The organism is Klebsiella sp. C349492 (assembly GCF_042055345.1).
In the GTDB taxonomy this organism is placed as follows: domain Bacteria; phylum Pseudomonadota; class Gammaproteobacteria; order Enterobacterales; family Enterobacteriaceae; genus Klebsiella; species Klebsiella scottii.
In genome coordinates, this window is the sequence record NZ_JANQCE010000004.1 from 63110 (window position 1) to 87362 (window position 24253).

At 57.7% G+C, this 24253-nt stretch carries 25 protein-coding genes and 1 other annotated feature (1 of these 26 only partly in view); of the genes, 17 read left to right on the plus strand and 8 right to left on the minus strand.

The window, feature by feature from the left end; genetic code table 11:
• Window positions 1-40: a sequence feature (ROSE (Repression Of Heat Shock gene Expression) occurs in the 5'-region of heat shock genes and acts as an RNA thermometer to modulate expression.), on the plus strand (it extends 35 nt beyond the left edge of the window).
• The 3 genes from ibpA (at window position 34) to NWP14_RS15650 (ending at window position 2840) form a co-directional block, all read left to right on the plus strand.
• Window positions 34-447, plus strand: a complete 414-nt coding sequence (ibpA, locus tag NWP14_RS15640; protein ID WP_095102425.1) for a small heat shock chaperone IbpA — start codon at window positions 34-36, stop codon at window positions 445-447. It overlaps the preceding feature by 7 nt.
• A gap of 112 nt (window positions 448-559) precedes the next feature.
• Complete coding sequence (ibpB, locus tag NWP14_RS15645) at window positions 560-988, plus strand: small heat shock chaperone IbpB (protein WP_095102428.1); 429 nt, start codon at window positions 560-562, stop codon at window positions 986-988.
• Window positions 989-1178: 190 nt separating this feature from the next.
• On the plus strand, window positions 1179-2840 hold the full coding sequence (locus tag NWP14_RS15650; RefSeq protein WP_375215624.1) for a putative transporter: 1662 nt from the start codon (window positions 1179-1181) through the stop codon (window positions 2838-2840).
• Here the strand turns inward: NWP14_RS15650 and NWP14_RS15655 are convergent.
• A complete protein-coding gene (locus NWP14_RS15655; RefSeq protein ID WP_095102976.1) occupies window positions 2787-3554 on the minus strand; it encodes a GntR family transcriptional regulator in 768 nt (255 codons plus the stop codon). The two genes, NWP14_RS15650 and NWP14_RS15655, sit on opposite strands and share 54 nt — an antisense overlap.
• A gap of 298 nt (window positions 3555-3852) precedes the next feature.
• Between NWP14_RS15655 and NWP14_RS15660 the strand changes: the two genes are divergently transcribed.
• The 5 genes from NWP14_RS15660 to NWP14_RS15680 all read left to right on the plus strand — a co-directional run bounded on the left by NWP14_RS15660 (window position 3853) and on the right by NWP14_RS15680 (window position 8102).
• On the plus strand, window positions 3853-5475 hold the full coding sequence (locus tag NWP14_RS15660; protein WP_095102432.1) for an alpha-glucoside-specific PTS transporter subunit IIBC: 1623 nt from the start codon (window positions 3853-3855) through the stop codon (window positions 5473-5475).
• The gene (locus NWP14_RS15665) at window positions 5472-6794 is read left to right on the plus strand and encodes a 6-phospho-alpha-glucosidase (RefSeq protein ID WP_095102434.1); all 1323 of its coding nucleotides are present in this window, start codon (window positions 5472-5474) and stop codon (window positions 6792-6794) included. Before NWP14_RS15660 ends, NWP14_RS15665 begins: the two co-directional genes overlap by 4 nt.
• 108 nt (window positions 6795-6902) lie before the next feature.
• Window positions 6903-7250, plus strand: a complete 348-nt coding sequence (locus NWP14_RS15670; protein ID WP_095102437.1) for a YidH family protein — start codon at window positions 6903-6905, stop codon at window positions 7248-7250.
• Window positions 7251-7257: 7 nt separating this feature from the next.
• Entirely contained in the window at window positions 7258-7602 is a 345-nt protein-coding gene (locus NWP14_RS15675) for a DUF202 domain-containing protein (protein ID WP_375215745.1), read from the plus strand.
• Between the two features lie 59 nt (window positions 7603-7661).
• A complete protein-coding gene (locus tag NWP14_RS15680; protein ID WP_189339899.1) occupies window positions 7662-8102 on the plus strand; it encodes a regulator in 441 nt (146 codons plus the stop codon).
• Between the two features lie 7 nt (window positions 8103-8109).
• On the opposite strand, the gene dsdA is transcribed toward NWP14_RS15680, so the two are convergent.
• Window positions 8110-9438, minus strand: coding sequence for a D-serine ammonia-lyase (gene dsdA / locus NWP14_RS15685; RefSeq protein ID WP_095102444.1), 1329 nt, complete (start codon window positions 9436-9438; stop codon window positions 8110-8112).
• Window positions 9439-9455: 17 nt separating this feature from the next.
• Window positions 9456-10793, minus strand: coding sequence for a D-serine transporter DsdX (dsdX, locus tag NWP14_RS15690; protein WP_095102447.1), 1338 nt, complete (start codon window positions 10791-10793; stop codon window positions 9456-9458).
• 225 nt (window positions 10794-11018) lie between these two features.
• Here dsdX and dsdC point away from each other — a divergent pair, with 225 nt between their 5' ends.
• Window positions 11019-11948 carry a DNA-binding transcriptional regulator DsdC gene (gene dsdC / locus NWP14_RS15695; RefSeq protein WP_095102450.1) on the plus strand — a complete coding sequence of 310 codons (930 nt, stop codon included), beginning with the start codon at window positions 11019-11021 and terminating at the stop codon, window positions 11946-11948.
• A gap of 70 nt (window positions 11949-12018) precedes the next feature.
• Here the strand turns inward: dsdC and emrD are convergent, their stop codons facing one another.
• From emrD to tisB, 4 genes are all read right to left on the minus strand, one after another.
• Window positions 12019-13203: a multidrug efflux MFS transporter EmrD gene (gene emrD, locus NWP14_RS15700; protein WP_375215625.1), complete on the minus strand. Its 1185-nt coding sequence runs from the start codon at window positions 13201-13203 to the stop codon at window positions 12019-12021.
• 175 nt (window positions 13204-13378) lie between these two features.
• Entirely contained in the window at window positions 13379-14212 is an 834-nt protein-coding gene (locus NWP14_RS15705; RefSeq protein ID WP_095102455.1) for a DMT family transporter, read from the minus strand.
• 69 nt (window positions 14213-14281) lie between these two features.
• On the minus strand, window positions 14282-14728 hold the full coding sequence (locus NWP14_RS15710; RefSeq protein ID WP_095102978.1) for a GNAT family N-acetyltransferase: 447 nt from the start codon (window positions 14726-14728) through the stop codon (window positions 14282-14284).
• Between the two features lie 88 nt (window positions 14729-14816).
• Window positions 14817-14906, minus strand: coding sequence for a type I toxin-antitoxin system toxin TisB (gene tisB, locus NWP14_RS15715; RefSeq protein ID WP_095102458.1), 90 nt, complete (start codon window positions 14904-14906; stop codon window positions 14817-14819).
• A gap of 570 nt (window positions 14907-15476) precedes the next feature.
• On the opposite strand from tisB, the gene ivbL reads away from it, so the two are divergent.
• From ivbL to ilvN, 3 genes are all read left to right on the plus strand, one after another.
• Window positions 15477-15572: an ilvB operon leader peptide IvbL gene (ivbL, locus tag NWP14_RS15720; protein ID WP_071844866.1), complete on the plus strand. Its 96-nt coding sequence runs from the start codon at window positions 15477-15479 to the stop codon at window positions 15570-15572.
• Between the two features lie 101 nt (window positions 15573-15673).
• Complete coding sequence (gene ilvB, locus NWP14_RS15725; RefSeq protein ID WP_095102464.1) at window positions 15674-17362, plus strand: acetolactate synthase large subunit; 1689 nt, start codon at window positions 15674-15676, stop codon at window positions 17360-17362.
• 3 nt (window positions 17363-17365) lie between these two features.
• Window positions 17366-17656 (plus strand): acetolactate synthase small subunit, encoded by a 291-nt coding sequence (gene ilvN / locus NWP14_RS15730; protein WP_095102467.1) that lies wholly within the window; start codon window positions 17366-17368, stop codon window positions 17654-17656.
• Window position 17657: 1 nt separating this feature from the next.
• Here the strand turns inward: ilvN and NWP14_RS15735 are convergent, their stop codons facing one another.
• Window positions 17658-18449, minus strand: a complete 792-nt coding sequence (locus NWP14_RS15735) for a DeoR family transcriptional regulator (protein WP_375215626.1) — start codon at window positions 18447-18449, stop codon at window positions 17658-17660.
• A 335-nt stretch (window positions 18450-18784) separates the two neighbouring features.
• Between NWP14_RS15735 and rbsK the strand changes: the two genes are divergently transcribed.
• The 5 genes from rbsK (at window position 18785) to uhpB (ending at window position 24252) form a co-directional block, all read left to right on the plus strand.
• Complete coding sequence (gene rbsK / locus NWP14_RS15740; RefSeq protein WP_041143306.1) at window positions 18785-19705, plus strand: ribokinase; 921 nt, start codon at window positions 18785-18787, stop codon at window positions 19703-19705.
• Window positions 19706-19731: 26 nt separating this feature from the next.
• Entirely contained in the window at window positions 19732-21048 is a 1317-nt protein-coding gene (fucP, locus tag NWP14_RS15745) for an L-fucose:H+ symporter permease (protein WP_159236666.1), read from the plus strand.
• An 11-nt stretch (window positions 21049-21059) separates the two neighbouring features.
• Complete coding sequence (locus tag NWP14_RS15750) at window positions 21060-22076, plus strand: aldose 1-epimerase family protein (protein ID WP_375215627.1); 1017 nt, start codon at window positions 21060-21062, stop codon at window positions 22074-22076.
• 83 nt (window positions 22077-22159) lie between these two features.
• A complete protein-coding gene (uhpA, locus tag NWP14_RS15755; RefSeq protein ID WP_375215628.1) occupies window positions 22160-22753 on the plus strand; it encodes a transcriptional regulator UhpA in 594 nt (197 codons plus the stop codon).
• Between the two features lie 17 nt (window positions 22754-22770).
• Window positions 22771-24252: a signal transduction histidine-protein kinase/phosphatase UhpB gene (gene uhpB / locus NWP14_RS15760; RefSeq protein WP_375215746.1), complete on the plus strand. Its 1482-nt coding sequence runs from the start codon at window positions 22771-22773 to the stop codon at window positions 24250-24252.
• Window position 24253: the final 1 nt, after the last annotated feature.

The following is a 24253-nucleotide window of genomic DNA, read 5'->3' on the forward strand; positions in this document are numbered from 1 at the left end:
TAAAATTCTCGCTGATTTCAGGAGCTATTTATTATGCGTAATTTCGATCTCTCTCCGCTGTATCGTTCTGCTATTGGTTTTGACCGCCTTTTTAATCTGTTAGAAAACAATCAGAGCCAAAGTAATGGCGGCTACCCTCCGTACAACGTCGAGCTGGTAGACGAAAACCATTATCGCATTGCGATCGCCGTTGCCGGCTTTGCCGAAAGCGAACTGGAGATCACCGCCCAGGATAATCTGCTGATCGTCAAAGGTGCCCATGCCGGTGAGCCGAAAGAGCGTACTTACCTCTATCAGGGCATTGCCGAGCGCAACTTTGAGCGCAAATTCCAGATTGCGGAGAACATCCACATCCGCGGGGCTAACCTGGTGAACGGTCTGCTGTATATCGAACTGGAACGCGTGATCCCGGAAGCGGATAAACCGCGCCGTATCGAAATCAACTAATCCCGTTGGGTCGCCCGCGCGGCCCGATATTGAAACTTGCTCGCCGTCAGGGGGCAGATGCGGGTTATCAAACCTGCGGTATTCACTCGCTTCTTAGAAGGAGAAACACATTATGCGTAACTACGATTTATCCCCACTGCTGCGTCAATGGATCGGTTTTGACAAACTGGCCAATGCTCTGCAAACCGCCGGTGAAAGCCAGAGCTTCCCACCTTATAACATCGAAAAAAGCGACGATAACCACTATCGCATTACCCTTGCGCTGGCCGGTTTCCGTCAGGAAGATCTGGACATTCAGCTGGAGGGGACGCGCCTGAGCGTGAAAGGTACGCCGCAGCAGGCGGAAAAAGAGACGAAGTGGCTGCATCAGGGGCTGGTAAGCCAGGCCTTTAGCCTCAGCTTCACTCTTGCCGAAAATATGGAAGTCTCCGGAGCCACCTTCAACAACGGTTTGTTGCATATCGATCTCACCCGCAATGAACCGGAAGCGGTTATCCCGCAGCGGATCGCGATTAGCGAGCGTCCGGCGCTCGACAGCTAATCTGACAAGATCATCAAAGCCCCGACCTTTCGGGGCTTTTTTTTTGGCCTCGGGCGCTGAAATGACCGGCGGAAGCACCCTGTACGCGGTTCCGATGACCCGCTGATTATTGTGCGCCAGGCTGCATACAGGCCCCGAGGGTTGGGCCATAATCCCGGTTATTACTAATGTTATTCACAGGGAAAACACGATGAGTGATATAGCATTGACCGTCAGCGTTTTGGCGCTGGTTGCGGTTGTCGGATTGTGGATCGGCAATGTCAAAATTCGCGGTGTGGGTTTTGGCATTGGCGGCGTGCTGTTTGGCGGTATTATCGTCGGCCACTTTGTCGATCAGGCGGGCATTACCCTCAGCGGACCCATGCTGCACTTTATTCAGGAATTTGGCCTGATTCTCTTCGTTTATACCATCGGTATCCAGGTCGGGCCGGGGTTCTTCGCCTCTCTGCGCGTTTCAGGGCTGCGGCTTAACCTCTTTGCCATCCTCATCGTGATCCTCGGCGGTCTGGTGACCGCGGTGCTGCATAAGCTTTTTAATATCCCGCTGCCGATAGTCCTCGGTATTTTCTCCGGGGCGGTGACCAATACCCCGGCGCTGGGGGCCGGGCAGCAGATCCTTCGCGACATTGGCGTGCCGCTCGATGTCGTAGACCAGATGGGGATGAGCTATGCCATGGCCTATCCGTTTGGTATTTGCGGCATTTTGCTCACCATGTGGCTGGTGCGCCTGTTCTTTCGCGTCAACGTCGAAAAAGAGGCCCAGCAGTTTGATGAGAGCAGCGGTAATGGCCATGCGCTGCTGCAGACGATTAACGTCCGCGTTGAAAACCCTAACCTGAATAATATGGCGATTCAGGATGTACCGATGCTCAACAGCGACAGGCTGATCTGTTCGCGCCTTAAGCGGGATGAGCTGCTGATGGTCCCGGCTCCGGGCACGCTGATCCAGACCGGCGACCTTCTGCATCTGGTGGGGCGTCCGGAGGATTTACACAATGCGCAGCTGGTGATCGGCAAGGAGGTTTCCACCTCGCTTTCCACCCGCGGTACCGATCTGAAAGTTGAGCGGGTGGTGGTGACCAGCGAGAAGATCCTCGGCAAGAAAATCCGCGATCTCAATTTTAAGCAGCGCTATGACGTCGTGATCTCGCGGCTTAATCGCGCCGGCGTGGAGCTGGTGGCCAGCAGCCATGCCAGCCTGCAGTTTGGTGACATTCTTAACCTGGTCGGGCGCCCGGAGGCGATTGACGCGGTTGCCGCTGAGCTGGGTAACGCGCAGCAAAAATTGCAGCAGGTCCAGATGCTGCCGGTATTTATCGGCATTGGTTTAGGGGTGCTGCTGGGCTCTATTCCGCTGTTTATTCCCGGTTTTCCCGTCGCGCTTAAGCTGGGGCTGGCCGGCGGGCCGCTGATTATGGCGCTGATCCTCGGGCGAATCGGCAGCATCGGCAAGCTGTACTGGTTTATGCCGCCCAGCGCCAACCTTGCGCTGCGCGAGCTCGGGATCGTCCTGTTTTTGGCGGTTGTCGGCCTGAAGTCGGGCGGTGATTTTATCCTCACGCTGACCCACGGCGACGGCCTGAACTGGATAGTCTACGGTATTTTCATTACCGGCATTCCGCTGCTGACGGTCGGTATTCTGGCGAGAATGCTGCTGAAGATGAACTATCTGACCCTGTGCGGCATGCTGGCCGGTTCAATGACCGATCCCCCGGCGCTGGCCTTCGCCAACAACCTGCACGCCACCAGCGGGGCGGCGGCGCTGTCGTATGCCACGGTCTACCCGCTGGTGATGTTTTTACGCATCATCACGCCCCAGCTCCTCGCCGTGTTGTTCTGGGGGATGAGCTAACGGGCTATCGAGGTGGACGCGGCGTAAATGGTAGTCCACCTGATACTCGCTGGCGTTGCGAAACATAACGGAATAATTGAGAAATTCGCCGCTGTCGCTGTAGGAGAGCGAGGTGATACGCAGCAGCGGCGTCTGCTCCGGCACGTTCATCGACTTTGCCAGCTGCTTGTCCGCCAGCACCGGGGAGAGGCTCTCGTAGTTACCGCTAATCGTTAGCCCACACTCTTTCTCGATGTAGTCAAATTTTGACCCCTCCAGATGCACCAGCGACAGATTACGAAACAGTTTTACCGGCATATAGCTGTCTTCCAGCATCAGGGACTTTCCGTCCACGTAGCGCACGCGTCGTGAGAAATAGATCCGCTCGTTAATCTGAATCCGCAGCTGGCTGGCAATAGCGGGAGGCGCGGGCATCACCTCGAAAATCAGCACCTGGCTGACCACCTCTTTCCCCTGCTGGCGCAGCACTTCGGCCAGGCCGGTAAGATTGGTGGTTTCGTGGTGCACGTCTTTGCGTGCGACGTAGGTGCCGCTACCGTGCCGACGAACCACCAGCCCCCAGTTCACCAGCAGGTCGATGGCTTTGCGAATGGTCATCCGCGCGACGCCAAACTCCTGCGCCAGCTTTTTCTCTCCCGGCAGCGGGCTGCCGATGTTGAAATCCGATGAGTTGAGCCGCAGACGCAATCTTTCAGCAATAGATTTGTAGATCACCAGTAGACCTCTATTCCAGTGACAGAGGTGATTATCAAACCCCTGTTTCGTATTAAAAATCATTAAATTACATGCGTATACGCCGATGTTTTTGCAGGCTAAGGTCTGGGGATTTTGTTGTTGTCTATGTTTTATTAAAAAAGTAGACAACATTGCTGTAATTAAAACCATGAAAGCGATCACGAATCGCAACGACATTGCATGTTGGATGACGGGTAAATTCCTATTCTCGCTTTAGGCCGATACTCAAGACAAATAAGGCCACTAACCCTACTGGTTGTTAAATGAGGATTTTAAAATGCTCAGTCAAATACAACGTTTCGGCGGTGCCATGTTTACCCCGGTTTTGCTGTTTCCCTTTGCCGGGATCGTGGTCGGAATTGCCATTATGTTACGCAACCCGATGTTTGTCGGCGAAGCGCTTACGGCCCCCGATAATTTATTTGCACAAATCGTTCACATTATTGAAGAAGGCGGCTGGACGGTATTTCGTAATATGCCGCTGATTTTCGCCGTCGGCCTGCCGATTGGCCTCGCTAAACAGGCGCAGGGCCGGGCCTGCCTGGCGGTGCTGGTAAGCTTTCTGACCTGGAACTACTTCATCAACGCGATGGGGATGACCTGGGGCCACTTCTTCGGCGTCGACTTTTCCGCTGAACCTACGGCCGGCAGCGGCCTGGCGATGATCGCCGGGATTAAAACGCTGGATACCAGCATCATCGGCGCGATTGTTATTTCCGGTCTCGTGACCGCGCTGCATAACCGCTATTTTGACAAACCGCTGCCGGTTTTCCTCGGTATTTTCCAGGGGTCCTCATTTGTCGTTATCGTTGCATTCCTGGCAATGATCCCCTGCGCCTGGCTCACGCTACTCGGCTGGCCGAAAGTACAGATGGGTATTGAATCTCTGCAGGCGTTTTTACGCTCAGCCGGGGCGCTCGGGGTCTGGGTTTATATTTTCCTTGAGCGGATCCTGATCCCAACCGGTTTACACCATTTTGTCTACGGCCCGTTTATCTTTGGCCCGGCAGTGGTGGAAGGCGGCATTCAGGTGTACTGGGCGCAGCATCTGCAGGAGTTTAGTCAGAGCACCGAGCCGCTGAAGGCTCTGTTCCCGGAAGGCGGCTTCGCCCTGCACGGAAACTCGAAAGTCTTTGGCTCCGTGGGTATTGCGCTGGCGCTCTACTTCACCGCCGCCCCGGAAAACCGCGTCAAGGTCGCCGGCCTGCTGATACCGGCCACCCTGACCGCCATGCTGGTCGGCATCACCGAACCGCTGGAGTTCACCTTCTTGTTTATCTCTCCGCTGCTGTTCGCCGTGCACGCCGTGCTGGCGGCGACGATGGCGACGGTGATGTATATGTGCGGCGTGGTGGGCAATTTTGGCGGCGGTTTGCTGGATCAGTTCCTGCCGCAAAACTGGATCCCGATGTTCCATAACCACGCGTCGATGATGTTTATCCAGATCGGCATCGGGGCGTGCTTCACCGGCATCTACTTCGTTATCTTCCGCACCCTGATCCTGCGTCTCAACCTGAAAACGCCTGGACGCGAAGAGAGTGAAATCAAGCTCTACAGCAAGGCCGACTACCAGGCGGCGCGCGGCAAAACCAGCGCCGCCGGGGCGACGGACACCAGGCTCGGCCAGGCCGCAGGTTTCCTGCAGGCGCTCGGCGGGGCAAGCAATATCGAGAACATCAATAACTGCGCCACCCGCCTGCGTATCACGCTGGTGGATATGGCGAAAACGCAAAGTGACGACGTCTTTAAAGCGCTGGGCGCCCACGGGGTTGTGCGACGCGGCAACGGGATTCAGGTCATCGTCGGCCTGCACGTTCCTCAGGTTCGCGACCAGCTTGAAACCTTAATCAAAGATTCTCTACAGACCGAACAAAACACCATGACGGAGGCAGTATCATGAAAAAATTCTCAGTTGTTATCGCAGGCGGCGGCAGTACCTTTACCCCGGGCATCGTATTAATGCTGTTAGCTAACCAGGACCGTTTCCCGCTGCGGGCACTGAAATTTTATGACAACGACGGTGCGCGGCAGGAGACTATCGCCGAAGCGTGTAAAGTCATTCTCAAAGAGCAGGCGCCGGATATTGAGTTCAGCTACACCACCGACCCGCAGGCGGCGTTTACCGACGTTGATTTCGTGATGGCACATATTCGCGTCGGTAAATATCCGATGCGTGAAAAAGATGAAAAAATCCCCCTGCGCCACGGCGTGCTGGGCCAGGAAACCTGCGGACCTGGCGGTATTGCCTACGGTATGCGCTCGATCGGCGGCGTGCTGGAGCTGGTGGACTATATGCAAAAATATTCGCCGAACGCGTGGATGCTTAACTACTCCAACCCGGCGGCCATTGTGGCAGAAGCGACCCGCCGCCTGCGTCCGAACGCGAAAATCCTCAACATTTGCGATATGCCGATCGGTATCGAAGGGCGGATGGCGCAAATCGTCGGCCTGAAAGACCGCAAGCAGATGCGCGTGCGCTACTACGGCCTTAACCACTTCGGCTGGTGGACGTCGATTGAGGATCTGCAGGGTAACGACCTGATGCCAAAATTGCGTGAGTATGTCGCTAAATATGGCTATGTTCCGCCATCTAACGACCCGCATACCGAAGCGAGCTGGAACGATACCTTTGCGAAGGCAAAAGATGTGCAGGCGCTGGATCCGGATACCATGCCGAACACCTACCTGAAGTACTATCTGTTCCCGGATTATGTGGTTGCGCACTCCAACCCTGAGCGCACCCGCGCAAACGAGGTCATGGATCATCGCGAGAAAAACGTCTTCAGCGCCTGCCGGGCCATTATTGCCGCCGGCAAATCATCTGCAGGTGATTTGGAGATCGACGAGCACGCCTCGTACATCGTTGACCTCGCGGCGGCGATTGCCTTCAACACCCAGGAACGCATGCTGCTGATTGTGCCTAATAATGGCGCTATCCATAACTTTGACGCCGATGCGATGGTCGAAATTCCGTGCCTGGTTGGCCATAACGGGCCGGAGCCGCTAACGGTTGGCGATATCCCGAACTTCCAGAAAGGGATGATGGGCCAGCAGGTGGCGGTCGAAAAACTGGTGGTCGATGCCTGGGAACATCGCTCCTACCACAAGCTGTGGCAGGCGATTACGCTGTCGAAAACCGTGCCGAGCGCCTCTGTCGCCAGGGCGATCCTTGATGACCTGATCGCGGCCAATAAAGAGTACTGGCCAGAACTGCACTAATCTCTCCCTCTCACCGGCACCCAACGGGTGCCGGTTCTTCCCTCTTCCCCCGTTCGTGATGAATTAGGCTATGCTGGAGCCTGGCCGTGGCACGAACAAGGAACCCTGATGAAAATCTCCCGCGTCGGCGAAGCGCCGGATTACCGCTTTTCACTCGCCAATGAACGTACTTTTCTCGCCTGGATCCGCACGGCGCTGGGCTTTCTCGCCGCCGGCGTCGGCCTCGATCAGCTGGCGCCCGACTTTGCCACGCCGCTGATTCGCGAAGCGCTGGCGCTGCTGCTGTGCCTGTTTGCCGGCGGCCTGGCCATTTACGGCTATCTGCGCTGGCTGAGTAATGAAAAGGCGATGCGCCTGAAACAGGACTTGCCCTATACCCGAACGCTGCTGGCGATCAGTATTCTGCTGATGATTGTGGTCGTGGTGGTGACGGGACTGGTGCTCTACGGTGGATAGGCGTCGGATGCGGCGGGAGAGCGATCCGGGCCTGCAGCCGGAGCGCACGTCGCTGGCCTGGTTCCGAACGCTGCTGGGCTACGGGGCGCTGATGGCGCTGGCAGTCAAACACAACTGGCACAGCGCGGGCGCGATGTTCTGGCTGTCGATTGGCGTGCTGGCTGCCGTTGCCATTATTCTCTGGCGCTATACCCGCAGCCGCAACCTGATGGATATCAGCGAGAGCGATTTCGCACAATCCCGGGCGATACGTGACAAATTTTTGATCTCCCTCGCAGTGCTTTCGCTGGCGTTAATGTTTGCTGTAACTCATCTACGGCAGATTGTTTTATTCATTAAGGATGTGACATGACAGGACGTTGCCACAGCAGGAGTGCCGCAGAGAGAGAGCTGAAGGTACTGGACGTCAATATTTATCGCCATCACTGCCAGAGCCCGCGGCAATATTATCACCAGCTACGCCAGCAGGGCGTTTCAGCGATCCGCTTTGTTCCGCAGCTTCAGCCGGAAGATGCCGAGGCCTGGGGGGAGTTCCTGTGCGCGGTTTTTGCTATCTGGGTACGCGAGGATATCGGCCGGATCCTGGTGTTGCCCTTTGAGAGCGCTCTGCGCGGCTGGTGTGGTGAAGCGGTACGTCCCGCCGACGCGCCGGTTACGCCAGATTGTCGCGACTGCCCGTGGCTGAGGTTATGCGGCGGTGATTGCCCGCCAGCGGATGCGCAAAAGGGGCAAAACCCGCTGTGCGCGGGTTATCGCCAGTTTTACAGCATGAGCGCGCCCTATATGCGCGTCATGCGTGATCTACAAAACCAGCAGCGGTCGCCCGCCGAGCTGATGCCGCTGCTGCGCTAACGGCGGGCTAGCGGCCCTTCGCCAGATACTGCGCCATTTCTTCTTCCGGCACCATGCCGCCGCCGGTGGCCCACACCAGGTGCGTGGCATTCTGCATCTGCTCCGGGCTAAAGCCGTGCATTTGCCGGTAGGTCTCGCTTGCGCAAATATGCTGCGGTCCGGCCATGCCCGCCAGTGCCGAAGGCTCAAGGCGGATATTTTCAGCCTGCGCCAGCCAGCCCAGCATGTCGTACATCGTCTGGTCATCGAGGGTATACAGGCCATCCAGCAGACGCTCCATCGCCCGGCCGACAAATCCCGACGCCCGGCCAACGGCGAGCCCGTCGGCGGCCGTCAGGTTATCAATACCTAAATCCTGGACCGCAATCGCGTCGTGCAGTCCGGTATAAATCCCCAGCAGCATACAGGGCGAGTGGGTTGGTTCCGCGAAGAAGCAGCGCACGTGGTCGCCGAAGGCCAGCTTGAGGCCAAATGCCACTCCGCCAGGGCCCCCGCCAACGCCGCACGGCAGATAGACGAACAGCGGATGGTCGGCATCGACCGCGCGGCCCTGCTGAGCAAACTGGGCCTTCAGACGCTCGCCGGCAACGGCGTAGCCGAGGAACAGCGTGCGCGAGTTTTCGTCGTCGATAAAGAAGCAGTTAGGGTCTGATTCGGCGGCTTTACGCCCCTGCTCAACCGCCACGCCGTAATCCTGTTCGTACTCCACCACCGTCACGCCGTGGCTGCGCAGCTTCGCTTTTTTCCACGCCCGGGCGTCGGCGGACATATGCACGGTGACCTTAAAGCCGATGCGCGCGCTCATGATGCCAATCGACATTCCGAGGTTTCCGGTGGAGCCCACGGCGATGCTGTACTGGCTGAAGAACTGTTTAAATTCAGGCGTCAGCAGCCTGCTGTAGTCATCCGCGGTGGTGAGCAGTCCGGCTTCCAGCGCCAGTTTTTCCGCGTGGGTCAGCACCTCATAAATGCCGCCTCGCGCTTTAATTGAGCCGGAGATCGGCAGATGGCTGTCCTTTTTCAACAGCAGCTCACCCGCAACCGGCTGCGCAAATTCCTGTTCCAGCCGCGCTTTCATGGCCGGAATCGCCACCAGCTCGGATTCGATAATCCCGCCGGTGGCCGCGGTTTCCGGGAAGGCCTGCGCCAGATACGGGGCAAAGCGATCGAGGCGGGCGCGGGCGTCCTGGACGTCTTCGCTGGTCAAGCCGACGTAGGGCAAACCCTCGGCCAGAGAGGTGGTCGCCGGGTTAAACCAGGCGGTTTCTTTCAGGGCAATCAGCTCCTTCAGCAGCGGGAACTGTGCGATTAAAGTGGTCATGTCAGCGTTTTTCATATTACGTCTCTTGGCGCTCAGATGATGAAAGAAAGCAGGAACGTGCAGGCCAGCGCAAGTAAGGATGCGATAAATGTGGCCGTTGTATAGTATTTAAACGTCTCGCTCAGACTCGCTCCGCAGTATTGTTTTACCAGCCAGAACAGGGAGTCGGTAACGATCGTGCAGCCAATTGCGCCTGAACCGATAGCAATGGCGATGATCTCCGGACTCACGTCGGGATAAAGCGGCAGCATCGGGGCAACGATGGCGGTTGCGCCCATCATCGCGACGGTAGCGGAGCCGACCGCAGCGTGCAGAATCAGCGCCACCAGCCAGGCCAGCAGGATGGGGTGCATATGCATGTTCGACAGAATCACTGCCAGAGAATCGGCCAGCCCGCTGCTTTTCAGAATGGCGTTGAATGCCCCGCCGGCGCCGATAATCAGCAGGATATTGGCAATCGAGCCAAAGCCATTCTCAGTATGAGTCAGCAGCACGCTCATCCCAAGGTTCTGGCGGATGCCGAGAATGTAGTAAGCCACGAAGACGGCAATAAACATGGCGGTGATCGGGTTACCGATGAACTCCAGCAGCATGTACAGCGTGCCGCCCTTGGCCATATTCAGCTCGGCAACGGTTTTTACCAGCATCAGCGCGATAGGCAGCAGGATAGTAAAGAGCGTAGCGCCGAGCGACGGCAGCGTCTCTTCCTTACGGACTTCCAGGTTGGAAAACTCGGCGGGAACCGGTTTAAACGGCAGGCGGTCGCCGAGAAGTTTGAGGAACAACGGGCCGCCAACCAGCGAGGCTATCAGCCCGACCAGCAGGCCGTAGACGATGACCGTCCCGATATCGGCGCCGAGCTTATTGGCAACGAACAGCGCGGCCGGATGAGGCGGAACCACGCAGTGGACGGCCATCAATGCGGTGCACAGCGGAATCGCCAGCTTCAGAAGCGAGGTGTGGGTCTTTTTGGCGATGGAGAATGCCAGCGGGATCAGCAGCACGACGCCAACTTCCACAAACAGCGTAATCCCGCAAATCAGGCCGACCAGCACCATAATGACGTCAACCGATAGCCAGCGGCAGCGCTGGAGCGTCAGGCCGATACGCTCTGCGGCGCCGGAGACCTCCATCATTTTACCCAGAATGGTACCGAGGCCGATAACAGCCGCGAGGAAGCCCAGCGTTCCGCCAATCCCGCTTTCAATGGCGTTAACCATATCCAGCGGGCTCATCCCCATCATTGCGCCGACAAAAAAGCTGGCTAACAGCAGCGCCAGGAAGGGGTGAAACTTCAGTTTGACGATAGTTAACACGATCAGCACGATGCTTATCAGCAGCGTGCTCACAACCCAAATCTGCGATTCCATACCCCACCTCGCCTGTAAATAATCTGCGCCTATTGAACAGAAAAACGCCACCGGCTGACAAACGATATAATTGGCTCTTCAGGTGAATCAGATTGAATCAAAGTAGTGATTAACGTCTAAAACTGGCGGTATTTTGCGTTATGGGTCACTTTTATTCATCTTTAAGGCGACGGGCAGCGGCTCTTTTCTTTACAATCAGCGGACATGAAACGGGGGAGGCAAAAGATGGATGCGCTAAAAGAGGTCGGTAACCGGCTCCTCAACGGCTGGCAGTTGTCAAAGCTCTATACCTTTGAGGTGGCCGCGCGGCACGAGTCTTTTGCCCTGGCGGCGGAAGAGCTGTCGTTGACGCCCAGCGCGGTGAGCCACCGCATGAACCAGCTCGAAGAGGAGCTGGGTATTCAGCTGTTTGTCCGCTCGCACCGCAAGGTGGAACTCACCCATGAAGGCAGGCGGGTGTACTGGGCGCTGAAGTCATCCCTCGATAGCCTGAATCAGGAGATTCTGGATATCAAAAACCAGGAGCTGTCCGGGACCCTGACGGTCTACTCGCGGCCGTCGATCGCCCAGTGCTGGCTGGTTCCGGCGCTGGGCGACTTTACCCGCCGCTACCCGTCGATCTCGCTGACCGTGCTGACCGGCAACGATAACGTCAATATGCAGCGCGCCGGCATCGACCTGGCTATCTACTTTGACGATTTGCCCTCCTCGCAGCTCAGCCACCACTTCCTGATGGACGAGGAGATTGTGCCGGTATGCAGCCCGGATTATGCCCGCCGGCACCAGCTGCGGCAGAATCCCGATAACCTCCAGCACTGCACGCTACTGCACGATCGCCAGGCCTGGAGCAACGACTCCGGCACCGACGAGTGGTTTAGCTGGGCGCAGCAGTTTGGGATTAATATGCCGCAATCGTCGGGGATTGGCTTCGATCGTTCCGATTTAGCGGTGATAGCGGCGATGAATCACGTCGGCGTGGCGATGGGGCGAAAAAGGCTGGTGCAAAAGCGGCTGGAGAGCGGGGAGCTGATCGCTCCGTTTGGCGAGATGACGTTGAAATGCCATCAGCACTACTATGTGACCACGCTGCCGGGGCGCCAGTGGCCAAAAATCGACGCCTTTATCAACTGGCTGCAGAGCCGGGTGCAATCATAATGGCCACGAGCTGAATCGTGCGCCCGGGCAGGACGCTTCGCGTCGCGGCCCGGGGAGAACTACGGAAGCCCTAAACCGGCTGCTGATGGCGGCTAAAGCGCGAGGCCAGCGGCAGCCAGCACAGCATAATCAGCAGCCCCATCAGCATCATCAGCAGCCCGAGGCTGCCTTGACCGGTCTGCGGCATCATGGCCGATAGCCAGGCCAGGACGCCGGAACCGATATTCTGCAGGCCGCCAACCAGCGCGCCGGCGGTACCGGCGAGGAACGGGAACGGCTCCATTGCGCCGCTGGTTGCCAGCGGAAACAGCATTCCGGCGCCGAAGAAGAACAGCGCGGCGGGCACCAGCAGCGTCCAGACGGTCATGACGCCCATCAGCCCTGGAAGCCACATCATAATTCCCGCCAGCAGGCAGCAAATCACCGATTGCCACATCAGCGTCGGGAAACGCTTGTTCGGACGCCCGGCGAACCAGGCGCCGAAGAAGGCCGCCGGGATCGGTAAAATAAACAGGATACTGACCGCCATGCTGCTCAAGCCCAGCACGGCGCCCATCAGCACGCCGGAGCAGGCCTCAAAAACGGCAATTCCCGCGAGGCCGCCAACCAGCATCAGCAGGTAGCAGTTGAACGCGCCGTTGCCGAAAAGCGTTCTGTAGCTGGTGGTGAGGCGGGTTCGCGGCGCGGCGGCCGGGCGGGTTTCCGGCATCCAGCGCGCCATGCTAAAGGTCACCACGGCGCAAAGCACCAGCAGGAAAACGTAGCAGGCGCGCCAGCTCCACAGCGTATTGAGGACCCCGCCAAGCAGCGGCGCCAGCAGCGGGCTGACCAGAATACCCATATTCAACAGGCTGTTGGCATGTCTTAGCTGCGCGCCTTCATACAGATCGCGCGGCAGAGTACGCGCCATGACGCCGCCGACGCCGGTGCCCATTCCCTGAATCGCGCTGGCGATAATCAGCACCGTCAGGCTATGGGTGGTGATGGCAACCAGCGTCGCCAGCATAAAGATAGACATCCCGACCAGAATCACCGGGCGTCTCCCCACGCGATCGGACAGCGGCCCGTAAAAGAGCTGCGATACGCCGTAGGTCAGTAAATAGGCCGCCATCACGCTCTGCACGGCGCCCTCGCGGGCGTTGAGCGAGATAGCCATGTCGGCAATGGCCGGAATATATATGGTCTGCGCCATCTGGCCAACGGCCACCAGCACGACCAGCATCAACAACAAATTGAAGTTCTTATGCCGTTTCATGTCGATGAATACTTTGTGAGTAGAGGTAAATGAAGAACATGTGACTGGCACATCCCGTAAACGATGGAGGAATCTACCACATAAAAATGACAGAACAACCACCCGGCGGTGATTGTCAGGGAATTAAAGGCAGGTTTTGTAAACAATAATCGGCAACTAATGTTGCCATGATGCGCTAAGAGAGGCGCAGCAGGATCGCGCCGGCCGCGATGCCGCAGGCGGCAACAATTCGCAGGGCCATAACCCGCTCTTTAAGCAGGACGAAGGCGATGAGCGCGCCGAACAGAATTGAGGTTTCACGCAGCGCGGCAACGACCGCCAGCGGCGCCTGGGTCATGGCCCACAGCGCGAGGCCGTAGGAGCCCATCGTACTGATGCCCCCGAGCAGCCCCTTGTGCCAGTGCTGGCGCAGATAGCGGCTGACCTCCCGGCGACGGGTGACCATCGACCAGACCAGCAGGCAGCAACCGTTCATCAAAAAGGACCACAGCGTGTAGCCCAGCGCGGAGCCGGACAGCCTTACGCCGGTACCATCAACCAGCGTATAGCCGGCAATAAAGCAGGCGTTAATCAGCGCCAGTACGACGCCGCGCCGCGAGCTGGCCCGCCCGTTGTAGGCCATCGCCAGGATCGCCAGACAGATCACCCCAATGCCAGACCATGCCAGAGGGGAGAGGCGATCGCCGAGAAACACGACGCTAATTATCGCCACCAGCAGCGGCGCCGTACCGCGCATCAGCGGATAGGTCTGGCTCATGTCCGACACCTGGTAGGTTTTTGCTACCAGTACCGTGTAAACCACCTGCAGGGCGCTGGAAAGCAGCAGATACGGCGCGCTGGCGAGGGACGGCTGCGGCGCGAAAGGCAGCAGCAGCAGGGCGATGACCGCCGCCGAACCGCTGACGCTAATTGCCGCGTACATCTTATCGCCGCTCGCTTTGACGATCGCATTCCAGCTAGCGTGCAGCAGGGCGGCGAACAGCAGAATGCAGAAAACGTTTATCGTCATCAGGGTGGGGCACAGTGGGGACAAGGTAGTGAAACTGTAACATGCGCTTTTTCACCCAGCCAGAGGCGGTTACAGCGAGCAGAACAGGCGATGCGTCACCCGCGGCTCATCATAAACCGGACGAAATCCCAGACTTTCATAAAACGGCCAGGCCGACGACGGCGCATGGGTATTGAGGAAATCGAACCAGGTGCCGGAATGGGCGATCACCGCCACCAGCAGCTGCTGCCCGATGCCCTGGCGACGGTAGCGGTCGCCGATGTACAGATGGCGAATGCGCCCGGCCCGCGGCTGCTGGCTGTAGGCGTCAACGTTCAGCCCGCAAACGCCCACCAGCGCTCCTCCGCAGAAGGCCCCAAGCAGCTTTTCTCCCGGCGCGTTAAAGCGGTTTTCCCCGCTTTGCCAGTTCTCTGCCAGGCGGCGCAGCATATTAAAGTGCTGCGCGAGGCTTTCGCTACGCAGGGCGAGAAACCCGGCGTCATCCGGCGTGGTCGCAGCAATCAGCAGCGGTGGCATAAATTTCTCCATCAGTCGGCGCAGGTGAAGGGAGACCGCCTGTAGAGGGGCGGTTTCCCGCCCCTCCCAGGTGCGACCTGAACCTGAATCAGCGGAACTGTTTCAGGACAGCATCAAGCAGTTGCAACGCGGCAACCATGAGTTTCAGGATAAGAACGATAATATCCATCGTGCCCATACGCGTCTCCTCGGTAAAGGAGCACAGCCGGCTGGCGTACCTTTCCGCCGCCTGTTGCCAGCCAGGGTATACGCCGCCCGCCTGAACACGTTGCCGTGCCCGGAAGATAGCGTATTTGTTGACGTAACACAGTGTGCTCTTTCAGGGTTAAGGCGCTGACGGCACCACCCGTTTCAGCCAGGACTTGATTGCGCCGGTAAACATGCGGCCCCCGAATGGCACAGAGTGAACGCTTTCAGTATAAGCATTCACTGTATAAATAAACAGTATTTTCTCGACAAAAATTTGCCGCCGATCCATACTCTATTTTATGAAAATCCGTGGCTAAAATTGCGTGAACTTCCGCGAACGCGTATACTTTTGGCGTTGACGTAATACAGTGTGCTTGCGGTTACCAGCCGTAAAAATGCTGAAAAAACCTCGCTGCGGCGGGGTTTTTTGCTTTTTGTCGCCGGGTTAAAAAATTGTGATCCTCTGCGCAAATTTCCGTGGTTGAAAATAAATCCATTGTTTAATGGCCGCAGCTGTGTTTGTATAAATTCAGTTAATTTTTCGACATAAAGGCCCCTAATGAACGCTTCCATGCTGACTTCGACCCTACTAAAAACCGCGCCTGCCGCGGTGGTCGTCGTGCGTGTGGTGGTCGTCGTCGGCAATGCGCCGTAGGGTCCGGAACAACACGATTCCAAACCCCGCCGGCGCAAACCGAGCGGGGTTTTTTTTCGACCCTCGCCCGGTAGGTCGGCTCAGAATAAAAGGACTGGAGCATGGCAAGTTCGGGCACATCATCACAAAAAATGCGCTTCACCGGCGCGCAGTTAGTTGTTCATTTACTGGAACGTCAGGGGATCACCACGGTAACGGGTATCCCGGGCGGCTCAATTCTGCCGGTCTACGACGCATTAAGCCAAAGTAAGCAGATTCGCCATATTCTGGCGCGTCACGAGCAGGGGGCCGGGTTTATCGCCCAGGGCATGGCGCGAACCGAGGGCAAGCCGGCGGTTTGTATGGCCTGCAGCGGCCCGGGGGCGACAAACCTGATCACCGCCATCGCCGACGCGCGTCTGGACTCGATCCCGCTGGTCTGTATTACCGGCCAGGTGCCGGCCTCAATGATTGGCACCGATGCATTCCAGGAAGTCGATACCTACGGCATCTCTATCCCCATCACTAAACACAACTATCTGGTTCGCGACATTGCCGAGCTGCCGCAGGTGATGAGCGACGCTTTTCGCATTGCGCAGTCCGGGCGTCCGGGGCCGGTGTGGATAGATATTCCTAAGGACGTGCAGAGCGCGACCATCGAACTGGAGGCGTTACCAGAGCCCGGCGTTCGCGCGGCGGCGCCTGAGTTTGACGGCGCCAGCGTACGCGAAGCGGCGGCCATGATTAATGCCGCTAAGCGCCCGGTGCTCTATCTGGGCGGCGGCGTGATTAATGCTCCGGAGCAGGTTCGCCAGCTGGCGGAAAAAGCCAACCTGCCGACCACCATGACCCTGATGGCGCTGGGCATGCTGCCGAAGGCGCACCCGCTGTCGCTGGGAATGCTGGGCATGCACGGCGCGCGTAGCACCAACTTTACGCTGCAAGAAGCTGATTTACTGATTGTTTTAGGCGCGCGTTTTGATGACCGGGCGATTGGTAAAACCGAACAGTTCTGCCCGAATGCGCAGATCATTCACGTCGATATCGATCGCTCCGAGCTGGGTAAAATCAAGCAGCCGCACGTGGCTATCCAGGGCGATGTCGCCGAGGTTCTGACGCAGCTGATCCCGCAGGTTGCAGCACAGCCGCGGGATGAGTGGCGCCAGCTGGTCGCCGACCTGCAGCGCGAATTCCCGTGCACCATCCCTCAGCAGCAGGACCCGCTTTCTCATTATGGTTTGATCAATGCCGTAGCCGCCTGCGTGGATGATGAAGCGATTATTACCACCGACGTGGGCCAGCATCAGATGTGGACCGCGCAGGCCTATCCGCTGAATCGCCCTCGCCAGTGGCTGACCTCCGGTGGCCTGGGCACTATGGGCTTTGGCCTGCCGGCGGCCGTTGGCGCAGCCCTGGCGAACCCGCAGCGGAAGGTTATCTGCTTCTCCGGCGACGGCAGTCTGATGATGAACATTCAGGAAATGGCCACCGCCGCTGAAAATCAGCTGGATGTAAAAATTATTCTGATGAACAACGAAGCGCTGGGTCTGGTGTATCAACAGCAGAGCCTGTTCTATCCGCAAGGGGTGTTTGCCGCCACCTACCCGGGGATGATTAATTTTATGCAGATTGCCGCCGGCTTCGGCCTGCAAACCTGCGACTTAAATCATGAAGCCGATCCGCAGGCGGCGCTGCAGGCGATTATTGACCGCCCTGGCCCGGCGCTGATTCATGTGCGAATCGATGCCGAAGAAAAAGTCTATCCGATGGTACCGCCGGGTGCGGCAAATACAGAAATGGTGGGGGAATAAACCATGCAACAGCAGACTCATGACAACGTTATTCTGGAACTCACCGTACGCAACCACCCTGGGGTCATGACCCACGTTTGCGGCCTGTTCGCCCGTCGCGCCTTCAACGTGGAAGGCATCCTCTGCCTGCCGATTCAAAACAGCAATCAGAGCCGCATCTGGCTGCTGGTCAATAACGACCAGCGTCTCGAGCAGATGATCAGCCAAATCGATAAGCTGGAAGATGTCGAGAAGGTGACGCGCAATCAGTCCGATCCTTCCATGTTCAATAAAATCGCCGTCTTTTTCGAGTGAGCTAGTCGCTCGTCGAATCCGGCGTGATGACTTTTACCGACCCGTTCCGGCAGTGCAGCGCGTAGTCTGCCGGTAGGGGACGATCGCTGATCAGGACATCAAAGGCCGATAGCGGGGCGATGCTGGCGGGCGCGACGTCATCGAACAGCCCGGAGCGGGCGAGCAGGATTTTGCGTAACCCGCGATCCAGCGCCTTGCGTTTAGTGGTGAGATCGTCGGGGTTAAACCAGCTAACGCCAAAATGTTCGTGCACGCCGCTGGCGGAGATAAACACCTTCCGCGGATTCAGCGAATCAAGAGCCGAGGGGTTGCTGGCATCATAAAACGCATCGCTCTTGGCCCGGTAGGTGCCGCCGCAGAGGATGGCGGTGGCGTTAGGCTTTTCATTCAGCGCCATAAACACCCGGTGCGAGTAGCAAATTCCGGTAAAGGTAATGTCATCCGGGATCATGCCGATCACCAGCGGCATCTCGCTGCCGTTATCGAAAAAGACGAGGTCGTTTTCGCTTACCAGCCCGGCGGCGAGGATGGCGACGGACAAATCGTCCCGGTGGTGGGGGCTTTTGCCCGCCGGCGGAGCGCTGACCGAGGGCGATGAGGGTTTGTTCACCATCACCACGTACCCGCCCAGAAGAGTCAGCGGCAGCGGTTCGTCATTCTCGAGGCTGAGATCCCGACGAATGGTCATCACCGAAACTTCCAGCATCCGTGCGGCTTCTTTGAGATGGATGCGGTCGGTTTTCTTGAGCAGCTCCATCAGACGCCGGATACGTTCTTTTTGCTTTGTTTCCATTCACCTTCTCCGCAAGTTTGGGCGAAAATGTTCCTTTAGTAACATTTTTCGTTCGTCGAAACATTCTGCATTCACACTACTATACTGTGGGCTATCAAGAATTAAAAGCGGGTAAGATCGCGCCTGTTAAATTATAAGTATTTTATTTTCAGTATCTTATGTTTATTGCTCGTACTTGTTGTTTTACGGGCATGCCGAGAGGTTGAACAGAGGTGGCTGTTAAATAAACAGCCTGTGATTCTGCAATCGCGATCATGGTCACAAATGATACGGAAGTAACATGATAATGTTACTATCATATCATTGTTATGTGATTGTTTCTAAGAGGTAGTAAAATGGATATCGCGGTTATCGGCTCAAATATGGTGGATCTGATCACCTATACCAATCAGATGCCAAAAGAGGGGGAAACTCTCGAGGCGCCCTCTTTTAAAATTGGCTGCGGCGGTAAAGGCGCCAACCAGGCCGTCGCGGCAGCCAAGCTTAACTCCAAAGTTCTGATGCTGACCAAGGTCGGGGACGACATCTTTGCGGATAACACGATTCGCAATCTGGAATCCTGGGGCATTAATACGACCTATGTTGAAAAAGTCCCCTGCACCAGCAGCGGCGTGGCGCCGATTTTTGTTAACGCCAACTCCAGCAACAGTATTCTGATTATTAAAGGCGCCAATAAGTTTCTCTCCCCGGAGGATATCGATCGCGCTGCCGAAGATTTAAAAAAGTGTCAGCTGATTGTTTTACAGCTTGAAGTTCAGCTGGAAACGGTTTATCACGCCATTGAATTTGGTAAAAAACACGGAATTGAAGTGTTATTAAATCCGGCGCCGGCGCTGCGTGAATTAGATATGTCCTACGCCTGCAAATGTGACTTTTTCGTCCCTAATGAAACTGAGCTGGAAATATTAACCGGATTGCCCGTTGATACTTACGATAATATTCGTGCTGCCGCCCGTAGCCTCGTAGAAAAAGGGCTCAACAATATTATTGTCACTATGGGTGAGAAAGGTGCGCTATGGATGACGCGCGATCGGGACGTTCACGTCCCGGCGTTTAAAGTCAGCGCGGTTGATACCAGCGGCGCCGGCGACGCCTTTATCGGCTGTTTTGCGCATTACTACGTCCAGAGCGGAGATGTTGAAGCCGCGATGAAAAAAGCCTCGCTCTTTGCCGCCTTCAGCGTCACCGGCAAAGGTACCCAATCGTCTTATCCCAGCATTGAGCAATTCAATGAGTATCTGGCGTTAAACGAATAACCCTCTGCACTGTAAAAGGTAGCACTATGAACGATAAAAATATCGTTCAGATGGCCGATGGCTATCTGAATAAAACCCCTCTGTTCCAGTTTATTTTGTTATCCTGTTTATTCCCGTTATGGGGATGCGCTGCGGCATTAAATGATATTTTAATTACTCAGTTTAAAAGCGTATTTGCGCTGAGTAACTTTGCCTCGGCGCTGGTACAAAGCGCTTTTTATGGCGGTTATTTTTTAATTGCCATTCCGGCCTCGTTAGTGATTAAAAAAACCAGCTATAAAGTGGCGATTTTAACCGGCCTGACGCTTTATATCGTCGGCTGTACGCTCTTTTTCCCGGCCTCGCACATGGCAACCTACACCATGTTCCTGGCCGCGATTTTCGCCATCGCTATCGGCCTGAGCTTCCTTGAGACGGCGGCGAACACCTACAGCTCAATGATTGGTCCAAAAGCGCAGGCGACGCTACGCCTCAATATCAGCCAGACGTTCTATCCGATTGGCGCGGCGGCCGGCATCCTGCTGGGCAAATATCTGGTCTTTTCCGATGGTGAAAGTCTGGAAAAACAGATGGCGGGCATGAACGCCGAGCAGATCCATAACTTTAAAATCCTGATGCTGGAAAACACCCTTGAGCCCTACAAGTACATGATTATGGTACTGGTGGTGGTAATGGTGCTGTTCCTGCTGACCCGCTTCCCGACCTGCAAAGTTGCGCAGACGGCGAACCATAAGCGTCCGTCGGCGCTGGATACCCTGCGCTACCTGGCGAAAAACGCACGCTTTCGTCGCGGGATTATCGCCCAGTTCCTCTACGTCGGGATGCAGGTCACCGTCTGGTCGTTCACGATCCGCCTGGCGCTGGAGCTGGGGGATATCAACGAGCGCGATGCCTCAACCTTTATGGTCTACAGCTTCGCCTGCTTCTTCATCGGCAAGTTTATCGCCAACATCCTGATGACGCGCTTCACGCCGGAAAAAGTGCTGATTATCTACTCGGCGATCGGCGCGTTGTTCCTTGCCTACGTGGCGCTGGCGCCGAGCTTCAGCGCGGTATACGTGGCGGTGCTGGTGAGCGTCCTGTTTGGACCCTGCTGGGCGACCATCTATGCCGGGACCCTCGATACGGTTGATAACGAGCATACCGAAATGGCCGGAGCGGTGATTGTGATGGCGATTATCGGCGCGGCGGTGGTGCCGGCGATTCAGGGCTACGTTGCGGACATGTTCCACTCCCTGCAGGTGTCGTTCCTGGTGCCGATGCTGTGCTTCATCTACGTGGGCGTCTACTTCTGGCGTGAGTGCAAAGCGCGCCGTGCGCTGACCGAAGCGACGGCCTCCTGAGGAGAATCATCATGACGACACGATTAACCCTATGGCGTCAGCTGTTTACCGAGCATCCTCGGGTACTGCTGGCAAACGATGCCTTTACGGTGACCGCGTTCCGCTACGCCAGCGGCGTAGAGGGCCTGCGGGTAGAGAACTCGCGCGGCCACCTGGTCATTCTGCCCTGGCTGGGGCAAATGATCTGGGACGCGGAGTTCGATGGTCACGATCTGACGATGCGCAATATGTTCCGCGAGCCGAAGCCGGCGACGGAAGTGGTGGCCACCTACGGCTGCTTCGCCTTCCACTCCGGGCTGCTGGCGAACGGCTGCCCTTCGCCGGAGGACGTGCATCCGCTGCATGGCGAAATGGCCTGCGCCGCGATGGATGAAGCCTGGCTGGAGTTGGAGGGGGAGAGCCTGCGGGTGACGGGACGCTATGAATACGTGATGGGCTTCGGCCATCGCTATCAGGCGCAGCCCGCGGTGGTACTGCATAAAGAGAGCGCGCTCTTTGATATTCACATGGCGGTCACCAACCTCGCCTCCGTCGCGATGCCGCTCCAGTATATGTGCCATATGAACTATGCCTATGTGGCCGGGGCCAGCTTCAGCCAGAATGTCCCCGACGATGCGCTCGCGCTGCGTGAGTCGATACCGGGCCACGTGCATCCGACCGAGCAGTGGCTGGCGTTCAACCGGCGCATTCTGCAAGGGGAGGCTTCGCTGGACGTACTGAACGAGCCGCACTATTACGATCCGGAAATCGTCTTTTTTGCCGACAGGCTGGATCGCTACACCGACAGGCCTGAATTTCGCATGACGGCTCCGGATGGCACCACGTTCATCACCCGCTTCTCCAGCGCGGAGCTGAACTATGTGACCCGCTGGATCCTCTATAATGGCGATCAGCAGGTGGCGGCTTTTGCGCTACCGGCCACCTGTCGTCCCGAAGGATTCCTGGCGGCGCAGCGTAACGGCAGCCTGATCTCGCTGGCTCCGCAGGAGACCCGCACCTTCAGCGTAACCACCGGCATCGGCGGCTGATGGGTATAATAATGCTCAAGGCTTGAACAGCAGCGCGCTTATCGTTAAGGTAAGCGCGTTTTTTTTATCCGCCAGGAAACGCCATGACCTCCATTGCCCTTATTGACGATCATCTTATCGTCCGCTCCGGTTTTGCGCAGCTGCTGGGGCTGGAAACCGATTTCCAGGTGGTGGCGGAGTTTGGCTCCGGCCGCGAGGCGCTGGCAGGTCTGCCGGGCCGCGGCGTGCAGGTCTGTATTTGCGATATTTCGATGCCGGATATATCGGGCCTCGAGCTGCTGAGCCAGCTGCCCAAAGGCATCGCGACCATTATGCTCTCGGTCCACGACAGCCCGGCGCTGGTGGAGCAGGCGCTGAACGCTGGCGCCCGCGGCTTTCTTTCCAAACGCTGCAGTCCGGATGAGCTGATTGCTGCCGTCCGTACGGTGGCGACCGGCGGCTGTTACCTGACGCCGGATATCGCCATGAAGCTGGCGGCCGGTCGCCAGGACCCGCTCACCAAACGCGAACGGCAGGTGGCGGAAAAGCTGGCCCAGGGGATGGCGGTGAAAGAGATTGCCGCCGAGCTTGGGCTATCGCCAAAGACCGTCCACGTTCATCGCGCTAACCTGCTGGAAAAGCTGGGCGTCAGCAACGACGTTGAGCTGGCGCGGCGCATGTTCGATAGCTGGCAGTGAAAGCGCTGTTCTCGCGGCTGCTCTCGGTCGTCGGCTGCTTCTTTATCTTCTCCGCCGCGTGGTTCTGCCTGTGGAGCATCAGCCTGCATGTGGTTGCGCGCCCGGATCTCGCGGTACTGCTGTTTCCCTTCGGTCTACGCCTTGGCCTGATGCTGCAATGCCCGCGCGGCTACTGGCCGGTGCTGCTGGGAGCGGAATGGCTGCTGATCTTCTGGCTGGCGCAGGAAGTGGCGCTGGCCCATCCGATAATATTGATGATCGGCAGTCTGCTGACCCTGCTGCCGGTGGCGCTGATTTCGCGCTATCGCCAGCAGCGCGACTGGCTGACCCTGCTGCGCCAGGGCGGCGCGCTGATCGCCGCCGCGCTGCTGCAATCGCTGCCGTGGCTCGGTGAAGGCAGCGACGGCCTCAACGCCCTGCTGCTGACGTTGACCGGCGGCCTGACGCTGGCGCCGACCTGCCTGGTCATCTGGCACTACCTCACCAGCACCGTCTGGCGTCCGCTGGGGCCCGCGCTGGTTTCGCAGCCGGTGAACTGGCGCGGGCGGCATCTGATCTGGTATCTGCTGCTGTTTATGGTCAGCCTGTGGCTGCAGCTGGGGCTGCCCGCCGAGCTCTCCCGCTTTACGCCGTTTTGCCTGGCGCTGCCGATTATCGCCCTGGCCTGGCACTACGGCTGGCAGGGGGCGCTGATTGCCGCCCTGATGAACGCGATTGCCCTCATCGCCAGCCAGACCTGGCACGACCATCCGGTTGATTTGCTGCTCTCCCTGCTGGCGCAAAGCCTGACCGGGCTGCTGCTGGGGGCCGGAATTCAGCGCCTGCGTGAGCTGAACCAGTCGCTGCAAAGCGAGCTGGCGCGCAACCGGCGGCTGGCGGAACGCCTGCTGGAAACCGAAGAGAGCGTGCGCCGCGACGTGGCGCGCGAACTGCATGACGATATCGGTCAGACCATCACCGCCATCCGCACCCAGGCCGGGATCGTCCAGCGCCTGGCGCCGGAGAACGGCGGCGTCAGGCAGAGCAGCCAGCTGATTGAGCAGCTCTCCCTGGGCGTGTATGACTCGGTGCGCCGCCTGCTGGGGCGCCTGCGCCCGCGGCAGCTGGACGATCTGACCCTTGAACAGGCGGTACGTTCTCTGATGCGTGAAATGGAGCTCGAAGATCGCGGGATGGTCAGCCACCTCGACTGGCGCATCGATGAATCTATGCTGAGTGAAAACCAGCGCGTCACCCTGTTTCGCGTCTGTCAGGAAGGGCTGAATAATATCGTCAAGCACGCCAGCGCCAGCGCGGTCACGCTGCAGGGCTGGCAGCAGGATGAGCGGCTGATGCTGGTGCTTGAGGATGACGGCAGCGGGCTGCCGCCGGGCACCGGACGGCAGGGCTTTGGCCTGATCGGCATGCGCGAGCGCGTGACGGCGCTGGGCGGGACCTTAACCATTTCCTGCACCCACGGCACGCGCGTCTGCGTCAGCCTGCCGCTGCGCTACGCCTGAG

Coding starts and splice junctions, on each gene's coding strand:
- ibpA (WP_095102425.1), top strand. CDS start 34: ATGCGTAATTTCGATCTCTCTCCGCTGTATCGTTCTGCTATTGGTTTT.
- ibpB (WP_095102428.1), top strand. CDS start 560: ATGCGTAACTACGATTTATCCCCACTGCTGCGTCAATGGATCGGTTTT.
- NWP14_RS15650 (WP_375215624.1), top strand. CDS start 1,179: ATGAGTGATATAGCATTGACCGTCAGCGTTTTGGCGCTGGTTGCGGTT.
- NWP14_RS15660 (WP_095102432.1), top strand. CDS start 3,853: ATGCTCAGTCAAATACAACGTTTCGGCGGTGCCATGTTTACCCCGGTT.
- NWP14_RS15665 (WP_095102434.1), top strand. CDS start 5,472: ATGAAAAAATTCTCAGTTGTTATCGCAGGCGGCGGCAGTACCTTTACC.
- NWP14_RS15670 (WP_095102437.1), top strand. CDS start 6,903: ATGAAAATCTCCCGCGTCGGCGAAGCGCCGGATTACCGCTTTTCACTC.
- NWP14_RS15675 (WP_375215745.1), top strand. CDS start 7,258: ATGCGGCGGGAGAGCGATCCGGGCCTGCAGCCGGAGCGCACGTCGCTG.
- dsdA (WP_095102444.1), bottom strand. CDS start 9,438: ATGAAAAACGCTGACATGACCACTTTAATCGCACAGTTCCCGCTGCTG.
- dsdX (WP_095102447.1), bottom strand. CDS start 10,793: ATGGAATCGCAGATTTGGGTTGTGAGCACGCTGCTGATAAGCATCGTG.
- dsdC (WP_095102450.1), top strand. CDS start 11,019: ATGGATGCGCTAAAAGAGGTCGGTAACCGGCTCCTCAACGGCTGGCAG.
- emrD (WP_375215625.1), bottom strand. CDS start 13,203: ATGAAACGGCATAAGAACTTCAATTTGTTGTTGATGCTGGTCGTGCTG.
- NWP14_RS15705 (WP_095102455.1), bottom strand. CDS start 14,212: ATGACGATAAACGTTTTCTGCATTCTGCTGTTCGCCGCCCTGCTGCAC.
- NWP14_RS15710 (WP_095102978.1), bottom strand. CDS start 14,728: ATGCCACCGCTGCTGATTGCTGCGACCACGCCGGATGACGCCGGGTTT.
- tisB (WP_095102458.1), bottom strand. CDS start 14,906: ATGGGCACGATGGATATTATCGTTCTTATCCTGAAACTCATGGTTGCC.
- ivbL (WP_071844866.1), top strand. CDS start 15,477: ATGAACGCTTCCATGCTGACTTCGACCCTACTAAAAACCGCGCCTGCC.
- ilvB (WP_095102464.1), top strand. CDS start 15,674: ATGGCAAGTTCGGGCACATCATCACAAAAAATGCGCTTCACCGGCGCG.
- ilvN (WP_095102467.1), top strand. CDS start 17,366: ATGCAACAGCAGACTCATGACAACGTTATTCTGGAACTCACCGTACGC.
- NWP14_RS15735 (WP_375215626.1), bottom strand. CDS start 18,449: ATGGAAACAAAGCAAAAAGAACGTATCCGGCGTCTGATGGAGCTGCTC.
- rbsK (WP_041143306.1), top strand. CDS start 18,785: ATGGATATCGCGGTTATCGGCTCAAATATGGTGGATCTGATCACCTAT.
- fucP (WP_159236666.1), top strand. CDS start 19,732: ATGAACGATAAAAATATCGTTCAGATGGCCGATGGCTATCTGAATAAA.
- NWP14_RS15750 (WP_375215627.1), top strand. CDS start 21,060: ATGACGACACGATTAACCCTATGGCGTCAGCTGTTTACCGAGCATCCT.
- uhpA (WP_375215628.1), top strand. CDS start 22,160: ATGACCTCCATTGCCCTTATTGACGATCATCTTATCGTCCGCTCCGGT.